At 36.3% G+C, this 9220-nt stretch carries 5 protein-coding genes; 1 reads left to right on the forward strand and 4 read right to left on the reverse strand.

Annotated elements, in window-relative coordinates; translation table 11 throughout:
- Positions 1–153: 153 nt before the first annotated feature.
- Both ACY65O_RS01690 and ACY65O_RS01695 read right to left on the reverse strand, forming a co-directional pair.
- Positions 154–795, reverse strand: a complete 642-nt coding sequence (locus ACY65O_RS01690) for a Uma2 family endonuclease (protein ID WP_462219116.1) — start codon at positions 793–795, stop codon at positions 154–156.
- Positions 792–1745 carry an ATP-grasp domain-containing protein gene (locus ACY65O_RS01695; protein WP_462219117.1) on the reverse strand — a complete coding sequence of 318 codons (954 nt, stop codon included), beginning with the start codon at positions 1743–1745 and terminating at the stop codon, positions 792–794. The genes ACY65O_RS01690 and ACY65O_RS01695 overlap by 4 nt, the downstream gene beginning before the upstream one ends.
- A 92-nt stretch (positions 1746–1837) precedes the next feature.
- Between ACY65O_RS01695 and ACY65O_RS01700 the strand changes: the two genes are divergently transcribed.
- Positions 1838–2719 (forward strand): alpha/beta hydrolase, encoded by an 882-nt coding sequence (locus tag ACY65O_RS01700; RefSeq protein ID WP_462219118.1) that lies wholly within the window; start codon positions 1838–1840, stop codon positions 2717–2719.
- A 70-nt stretch (positions 2720–2789) separates the two neighbouring features.
- Here the strand turns inward: ACY65O_RS01700 and ACY65O_RS01705 are convergent, their stop codons facing one another.
- Both ACY65O_RS01705 and ACY65O_RS01710 read right to left on the reverse strand, forming a co-directional pair.
- Positions 2790–6080, reverse strand: coding sequence for a TonB-dependent receptor (locus ACY65O_RS01705; protein ID WP_462219119.1), 3291 nt, complete (start codon positions 6078–6080; stop codon positions 2790–2792).
- A gap of 182 nt (positions 6081–6262) precedes the next feature.
- Positions 6263–9220, reverse strand: a 2958-nt coding sequence (locus ACY65O_RS01710) for a TonB-dependent receptor plug domain-containing protein (RefSeq protein WP_462219120.1), incomplete at its 5' end; no start/stop codon positions are given.

Here is a 9220-nt window from a genome sequence, read left to right on the forward strand (position 1 = left end):
TTTTACTTTGTCTTTAATAACTTTTTGACCTTCCTGAACAATTTTTTGTTCATGGCTTTTTAGTTCCCTGGTAACAGGATCAATCACCATATATTCTTCTTCCACACCAAGTGTAAAATGTTTGTAAGATAGGTTTGCCATGTTGCAATTTAATTAGAGTTTAAAAATTTCATCAGTGGGAATACTCAGGCCTTTTAAAACTACAGAATAAATATTTTCCCCGCTTTCGTAAATAACAGGCTTGCTGTATTTTTCATCTTTGTTTAAAATAAATACATGTATCTGTTTATACTCCGGGTAAACCACCCAATATTCCAGTACGCAGTTTTCTTCGTATAAATCTAATTTATATTTAGTTTCTGTTTTTGTATTTCCCGGGCTTAATATTTCTACAACAAGATCCGGGGCACCATCTACACTTCGAATATCTTGTAGTTTCTCTTGGTCACAAACAACAATAATATCAGGTTGTACAACAGTTGTTATTTCATCATCCCGTAATTTTTTCTTTTTGAAAGGTTTGCATTTTAATTTTACATCAACAGGGGCATGAAGCATATTGCAAGGCTTGTCATCTAAAAAAATGGTGAACTTGTTTTCTATATTAATAGAAATTTTTTGATGTGGTACCGATGGCGCCGGGCTCATTTTAAAAATCTTTCCCCTTATTAATTCAATTCTCTCCTTAAAATTCCACGTTAAATAGTCAGCATAAGTAAAGCCATAGGGGCTTTGTGGCTCTTCAACTTTTACTTCGGTAAAATCTTCTTTTTGTATGGTTAAATAATTTTTCAATATAATTTTTGCTTGTTGCTGCTGCGTTTAATATACTCACCCCAGGTTAAATTATCTGCATTCTCTTTATGCTCCATAGCTTTTTCAATGGCATAATTGGCTGCAGTTTCTACCACCCAATCAAAATTTTCCTGCCCTACACTGGTTACTTCTGCATCGGGTGCAGGGTTACAAAAATCAATAGCATAAGGTACACCATCACGCAAGGCCAATTCTACCGTATTAAAATCGTAACCCAAATATTGACAGATACGCAATACAATATCTTCCATCTCCTTATATTTTTCCGGTGTTGGTTTAAAATCGGCAACATAACGCAATGCATGTGGATTACGGGGTTCGTAAGGCATAATGCGTACATACTTTCCACCAATGCAATAACAACGGTAGTATTCTGTAAATTTAATTTCTTCCTGCAGCATCATTACCAGTTGTTCTGTTTCCGCATGCTTTTCAAAAAATTCTTCAATACTGTTTAACTGGTAAACACTTTTCCATCCGCCACCTGCAAATGGTTTCATGTATGCAGGAAAGCCGATGTATTTAAAAATCCCTTCCCAGTCTAACGGGTAGGCTAAGTTGCTGAAAGATTCATCGGTGGTATCAGCAGGTAAATCTTTGCTGGGCAGAATTACGGTTTTTGGAACGGGTACTCCAATTTTTGTTGCAAGACAGTTGTTAAAAAATTTTTCATCTGCACTCCACCAAAAGGGGTTGTTAATTACTGTGGTGCCGCATAATGCTGCATTTTTTAAATACGCCCTGTAAAATGGAACGTCCTGGCTAATTCTGTCGAAGATAACTGCATAGCCGCTCGGTTCACCCTGCATTACTTTGTCAATTTGTACTGGCTCGGCAATTATGCCGTCAATTTTTTTGCTGTTTACCCTTTCAACAAAAGCCATGGGAAAACTTCTTTCTTTGCCAAAGAGCATACCAATTTTCTTCATATCAGTTGGTTTTATTTATTGATGAAATGTAGTTGTATTTTAAGCGTATTCAAATATATTTTTTAGCTGCCAATAAAAAAAATATTGTTTGTATGCTGATGTTAAGCCAGTATTACCTGTTTTCATCTTCTTTCCTTAATTTTGAAACTATGGAGAGAGAAAAAATGGCGGGTGTTATTGTAGAAAATCACGTACTCGAATCTTATTTTTTAAAAAGAGATGTAAAAGTTGATTGTTATTTACCTTCTTCAATACAGGAACCGGTTAACCTCTTATTAATAAACGACGGGCAGGATTTAGTGACTATGAATTTTTCGGGGATAGTAGAAAATTTGTATAAAAATGAAAGCATCAGTCCTTTATTGTGTGTTGGCATCCACTGCAGTGCAGATAGAAAAAATGAATATGGTACTGCTAAAATTTTAGATTACAAAGGCCGGGGGGCTAAAGCCGGCTTGTACAATTCTTTTATTTTTGAGGAGCTTTTACCCTTTATCAGAAAAAAATACTCCATTGAATCATTTAAAGAAAAATCATTTGCTGGTTTTTCTTTAGGCGGATTAAGTGCCTTGGATATAGTGTGGAATTATCCTCATGAATTTAAAAGAGTTGGTGTTTTCAGCGGTTCATTATGGTGGCGGGATACCGATCAGGATGATGTGGATTTTGATGAAACCACCGACAGAATTATGCATAGCCAAATAAGAAAAAGTAATTACGCACCATGGCTTAAATTCTTTTTTGAAGTGGGCACTTTAGATGAAACGGCTGACAGAAACAATAACGGAGTAATTGACTCCATCGATGATGCAGTAAGTTTAATTGATGAATTGGTTGCAAAAGGTTACACAAAAGAAGCAGATATAAAATATATAGAACTGCAGGATGGTAAACATGATGTACCAACATGGGCAAAAGCATTTCCGGATTTTTTAAAATGGGGGTGGAGTTATAATGGAGAAATAACTGACTAAAAAAGATTTGCAAATAATAAAGATGCCCCGAAAATTTTCGGGGCATCTTTATGTAAATCTATTTTATGTATTAAAAAATGTAACGGATACCTAACTGGCCCTGCCAAACATCCTGTATTGCAGTACCCTTTCTGTAAGTTTCATAATTTAAGCTGCCATTTACAGTATTCATTCTAAAATAGGGTAAACCGTTGGCATCTACTCTTGAATATGCTAATGGCGAGGTGGTATTAATAACATGTGCAACTCCCCACTGGTGGTTAAGAAAATTACCTACATTAAAAATATCTGCCCTAAACTGAATGGTATGTCTTTGTTTACCAAAGTTTTTGAACACTTCCACCACTGTAGATAAATCGAATCTTGTTAACATAGGCTGTAATACACCATTTCTTTGCGCTACCTGCCCACGATGATTTTTTAAGTAACTGTTGTTTTGAATATACGATTCAAAAGCATCTTTTTGCTGTTGAATTGTAAAAGGAGTTGCTCCTGTAATAGCATCAAAATTCATTTCGCTCTGGTCTTTTGGTATGTATAATAAATCATTACCGCTAATACCATCTAAATTCATATCGTTGGAGTAGCCATAAGAAAATCTGCCTAAATTTTGCGATTGGCCAAACAACGAAACCTGCAAAGCAACAGCTTTTGCAATTTCTTTACGGTAAGTAATGTTACCAATTATGCGGTGGCGGGTATCATTATCACTGAAAGAATTTTCAGGAAGATTATTACCATTAACTGTTCTTGTTGAAGTAAAACTGCTGAATGCAATAGTGCTTGAACTTGAATAGTCTTTAGTACGGCCAAAATTATAAGCTAATAACCAGCTAAGGCCTTTTTGCAAAGGCTTTTCTAATTTTAAGGTAACACTTGTATTAGAACCGTAAGGACGGCTTGATAAAACTGTTGCGTCGTTTACATTTGAATTAATTCTTACAGCACTTGAACTACCGGCAAAACGTGGACGTTTATCAGGGCCGGTAAAGTTTGCTGTGGCTACTTTTTGGTTGGCATTGTAATAAAATATATTGCTGATGCTTTGTGTAAATAAAAATTCTGCCGAACCTACAATACCTGCAAATAATTTTTGATCAATTGCAAGATTTGTACGGAATACCTGGGGGAAACGGAAGTTTTTCTCAATAGGTGCAATGTTATAACTGGCAGCAGGTGAACCAGGAGTTGTTGGTGGAATGTTACGGGTAATATTTGGACTGAAAGGATATCTAACTAAAGGATTTGCGGTAGAATTATCCTGGCTTATTTGCCCGGCCTGCATACCATTATTACCTACTGCATTACTTACAAATACAAATGCCGGACGGCCGGAAAATAAACCTAATCCGCCACGCAATTGTGTGTTTTTATCTCCTCTTATATCGTAGTTAAAACCAAACCTTGGGTTTATCATTAGCTTGGCTGAGGGCAATTGCGAAGTGCTTAATTTAGTTGGATTACCTTTTTCATCTACAAAACTGTAACTATCAACCTGCGGATTGTTTACGGCGTTTGATGTAAAGAAAGGCACATCAAAACGTACGCCGTAGGTAATGTTTAAATTCTCCCTTATCTGCCATTCATCCTGCACATAGGCACCAATATTTTTTGCTTTGGTTATGGCATTCCACAATTCGTTATTGGCTAAATTGCTGTACCCTAAAATATATCTTCTTAAAGGTACTGGGTTTGTTGTCATATTGCTGTTAGCTAAATAAGCATTAGCAGAAGTATAAAAATCTGCAAGGCTGTTAAAAGTATATTGACCCTGAATCTGTGGTGTAAACTGGTTAAAGAATTTAAAGGATTCAAAATTTGCACCTGCAGAAGTGGTGTGTTTACCATTATAAAAAGTAATATTATCAGATGCCTGCCAGGTATCGGTAAATAATTTATTGTTGGGTGTAAATGGTTCAGCACCGAAAGAAATATAATTTCTGTCACTGTTAGAACCATCTAAAATGTCAACAATCGGAAAAATATTTCCTCCTTTAATTGCTCTGTAATCTCTGTTGGCTGTCCATCCAAAAATTAATTCGTTAGAAATTTTATTGCTGATACGGGTATTTAATTGTCCGATCAAAGAATAAATATCATTGTTAATTTCATAATTATTGTTGGAGAAATTCATAGTGTTTAAATTACTTTGTCTTGATCCACCCAAAACCCCGGATGAACTTGCACCAATATCTTTAAATGATCTTAAAGAATTAAAACGAACGCTGAATTTATTTTTATTGCTGATGTTCCAGTCAATTTTTGCTAAAATTTTATAACTGGTAGTAAGAAAATTATAACCCTCATATTGTCCGGGATCATAACCTAATTTCGTTTTTACAAAATCAGATAACGAATCTAACTGTACTTTTTTAACTCTTGAAACATTAGTTTGGCCAGTGTTTAAACCGTTATCGGAAGCGAATGCAGTTCCCGGATCAGTTCTTTTTTCATTTTCGTAGTTAGCAAAAAAGAATAATTTATTTTTAATAATGGGGCCTCCAAGGGTAAAGCCGTATTGTTTTACATCAAAATTAGCGATAGTAACCGGTGTTTTACCATCAGGGCCTGCTTTAGTACCCACTAATTTTTGGTTACGGTTATTAAAAAATCCTGAGCCATGAAAAGTATTGGTACCACTACGGGTAACCGCATTAATGCTTGCACCTGTAAACCCTGCATCTTTTACACTGTATGGCGAAACGTTTACCTGAATCTCCTCAATGGCATCAATAGAAATTGGAGAGGCACTGGTTTGGCTGCCTGGTAATGCCTGTAAACCAAATGAGTTGTTGAAGATAGAACCATCAACAGTCAGGTTGATAAAACGGTTATCCTGTCCGGCAAATGAAGTGCCACTTGCCTGTGGGGTTAATTTAGTTAAGTCAGTAATATTTCTTGAAAGTGTAGGCAATGCTGCAATTAACCTTCTGTTGATATTGGTAGAAGTTCCTTTTCTGTCTTTAGAAATAAGTGAGCCTTTTCTTGCAGCTCCGGTAACTACTACTTCAGTCAGGCTTGCATTGGCATCGGTAAGTACCACATTTATTTTTGATGCTTCTCCCAGTTGAACATAAACATCAGTAATTACCTCAGGTTTAAAACCAACAAAGCTTATGGTTACTTTATACGGCCCGCCAACACGTAAACTCGGAATATTAAATACACCGTTTTTACCAGAGGAAGCCCTGTAAACAGAGCCGGAAGGCTCATGTAAAACTTCAATGGTTGATCCTGTAAGATCGGTTCCTTTGGCATCTTTTACATTACCACTGATGCTGCCTGTTGTAACCTGTGCAGTTAAGGCAAATGGAAAAATAAGCAGTACGATTAATAAGCATACCATGTTTTTAACTCTCATAAAAAATTAGCTTTAATTAAGTGCAAAGGTGCTAATAAAAAAATAAAATAGCTTTAAGAAATTATTAACAAGTTATAAAATATTAAAAATAAACCAAAACTTGAAAAATATAAGTGCGATACAATTTTCCTTACTAAAAAACCCCGGAACTGCCGGGGTTTTTTAGTAAGGAGTTTTATTTATTAAAATGTTAACCTTACGCCCAACTGGCTGCTCCAGCGTGAACTATTATATACACCATCAGAAATGTTGTAAACAGTAGTTGTTCTTGGGGTAAACCTGTATTGCGGGGTAAGGTTGGTAGCGCTTACATATCCTGCAAAAGATAAAATTGTTGATTGGTCATTTGCAATAAAATATTGTCTTCCTGCATTTCTGTCTATAAGATTTGTAAGATTAAACAGATCATATGTAAGTTGCAGAGTATAAAGTTTTCCACTAACTTTTACGTTGAAGTCCTGTTGAAGTTTAAAATCCAAAACGTGGGTAAATGGTAACCTTGCACCATTACGCTCAGCGTACTGCCCTCTGCGTTTACTCAGATATTTATCTTCACCGATAAATTGGTCAAATGCGTCTTTTTGTTGTTGCGGTGTATAAGTAACAGCGGTAGACCCTGTACCAATTGTATTACTCAGGAAAGTCATGCTGCTTATCTGGGCTGATGTAGGAATGAACAATAAATCGTTTCCATCTCCGGATGCATTATCACGAACTAAGCTTCCCGCAGTTGTATAGCTGTAAGGGCTACCACTCTGTCCATTATAAACTAATGAAACTGTTGTAGCTAACCTGTCGTTAAGGTATCTGAATTTTTTAGAAGCAAAAGCACTGATTCTGTGACCAAGGTCGTAATCACTGGTGGACAGGCCGATACTGTTTCTGCCATTTCTTGCCTCCATAAAACGCCATTGCGAATTGTTTTGAGAACTGGTACCTTCATTTTTCACTACAGAATTACCATAAGAATAATTGGCATTAAATGACCAGTTGTTATCCCAGGCCCTGTCTATTGTGGTAGTAAAATTATAAGAAAAACCTTTTTCCCCGCTACTGTTACTTAATAAATAGATACCTGTGTACGGGTTTGTACCATTAGAACGTAAAGGGATTAAAGGAGGTGCAGTTCCTGTTGTGTAAACATCCCTTGCATCAGGCCCGAGTGCCTTTAAAGTTGCAGGCAAAATATCTACACGTTTGTAATCAATTTCATTAATATTTTTTGTGTAAATTCCTTCAAATGACAGCTTCCATTTCTTTCCGAATTTTTTATCAATACCAAGGGAAGCCCTGAAAACTTTATTAAGCTTAAAATCTTTAGCCAGTAAATCTACCTGTCCACTTGGGGTAGGCGTTGTAATACCTAAATCTGAGGCTATATATTGATTAAAAGGATCTGCCTTAAATACAACAGATGATGCACCTGTAGCACGGATACCGGCAAGGCTTATACCATTATTATTATAAACTCCGCCAGGCCATACTAAAGGAACTCTTCCTGTAAAAGTCCCTATACCACCGCGGATGGTAACTTCTTCTTCCGGAACTTTAAATACAAAACCGATTCTTGGATTTAATGACCATTTAGGATCATTTATTTGTCCTGATCGGGCTCCCTGCAAATCGTAATAGGTAGAAATTTTAGCAATGGCAGTATCATTGAAGAAAGGATCAGTTTTTGGAGTAGTTAAAAACTTTGTATTGTCTGCACGTAATCCCAACGACATAGTAAATCTATCCGTAAATTTTATTTCATCACCAACAAAAAAGCCTAATCTTAAGGTATTAAATTTAGCTGCTGCGTTTACAGATTCGTCGCCGGATTTGCCCGGATCTAATAAAGAATAGGTCCTGTCATACTGCCTTGCTTTAAGGCCATTTAAAAATCCTGATAAACTATCGTATTGGTAGGAACCATAATTTTGGCGGATAAAAATATTTGTTGATTTACTAAACTCGTTATCTGTACCTATTGAAAAAGTATTTTTCCCCTTGTAGAATTTAAATACATCAAATATGGCTGCATTGTTTTGCTGTAAATAGTTACCTGTAGAAAATTCTTCCGTTCCAAAAATAATATTAGATGCACCATCCCTGATGGTTACCCTTGGAAAAGGCGAACCGATTGCACCCCTGTTATCAACAACATTGGTAAATGTAAGCAATAACTTATTGTTGCTGCTCCCTTTTAACCTTGAGTTAAGTTCAAGGGATCCTGAATTAGTGGTAGAAGGGAAACTGATACCATTGTTATAAAAATTAATTGTAGAGTTACTGCTTCTTGAAGTATTATTTCTAAAACCATAGTTATACCTGTAGCTAATGCTTAATTTATTTTTATCATTGATATTCCAGTCCAGTTTAGTAGCAATTCTGTTTGCCTCAACAACTTCAGGATTATCCCTGAAACCCCCCGGATCATAACCATAAGTAGTTTTTAAATATGCACCCAGAGCATCTATCTGAGCTAAGGAGGAGTTCCCAAGATATTTGGATAGATCCACGGGTTGTGGCCTCTGGTCTCTTTGTATTTCTCCACTAACAAAAAAGAATAATTTGTTTTTAACTAAAGCACCACCTAAACGGAACCCCGTAGTTTTATTTGTAAAATCAGCAAGTTTAATTGCTGCAGATTTTGCCACACCAGGTGTTTTACCCGATAGATTTTGATTTCTGAATAAATGATATACAGAACCATGTAAAACATTTGTGCCGCTTTTGGTAATGGCGTTAATACCACCGCCGGTAAAATTGCCTAATGAAGGGTCATAAGGAGAAAGAACCACCTGAAACTGGTCAATCGCATCAATTGAAATTGGTGCTATGCCAGTTTGACCACCATTTGTACCAGATGCTGATAAACCGAAAACATCATTATTTACAGCGCCATCAATGTAAAAAGAGTTATACCTGTTATTTTGTCCTGCTAAAGAAATACCGCCATCGCCGGTAATTTTTGCTTGTGGAACATAGCGAAGGTAATCTGATATATTTCTGCCAACTGATGGTAAGTTCTGCATTTTATCTCTGCCAATACCAGTTTCTGCACCACCTTTTCCACCACTGGCAGCTCCACGGGTTGAAGCAACAACAACTTCTGCAAGATTTGCAGTTGTCTCTCCCAAATTAAAATTTTGCAC

It is taken from the genome of Ferruginibacter sp., from assembly GCF_031430955.1.
GTDB lineage: Bacteria > Bacteroidota > Bacteroidia > Chitinophagales > Chitinophagaceae > Ferruginibacter.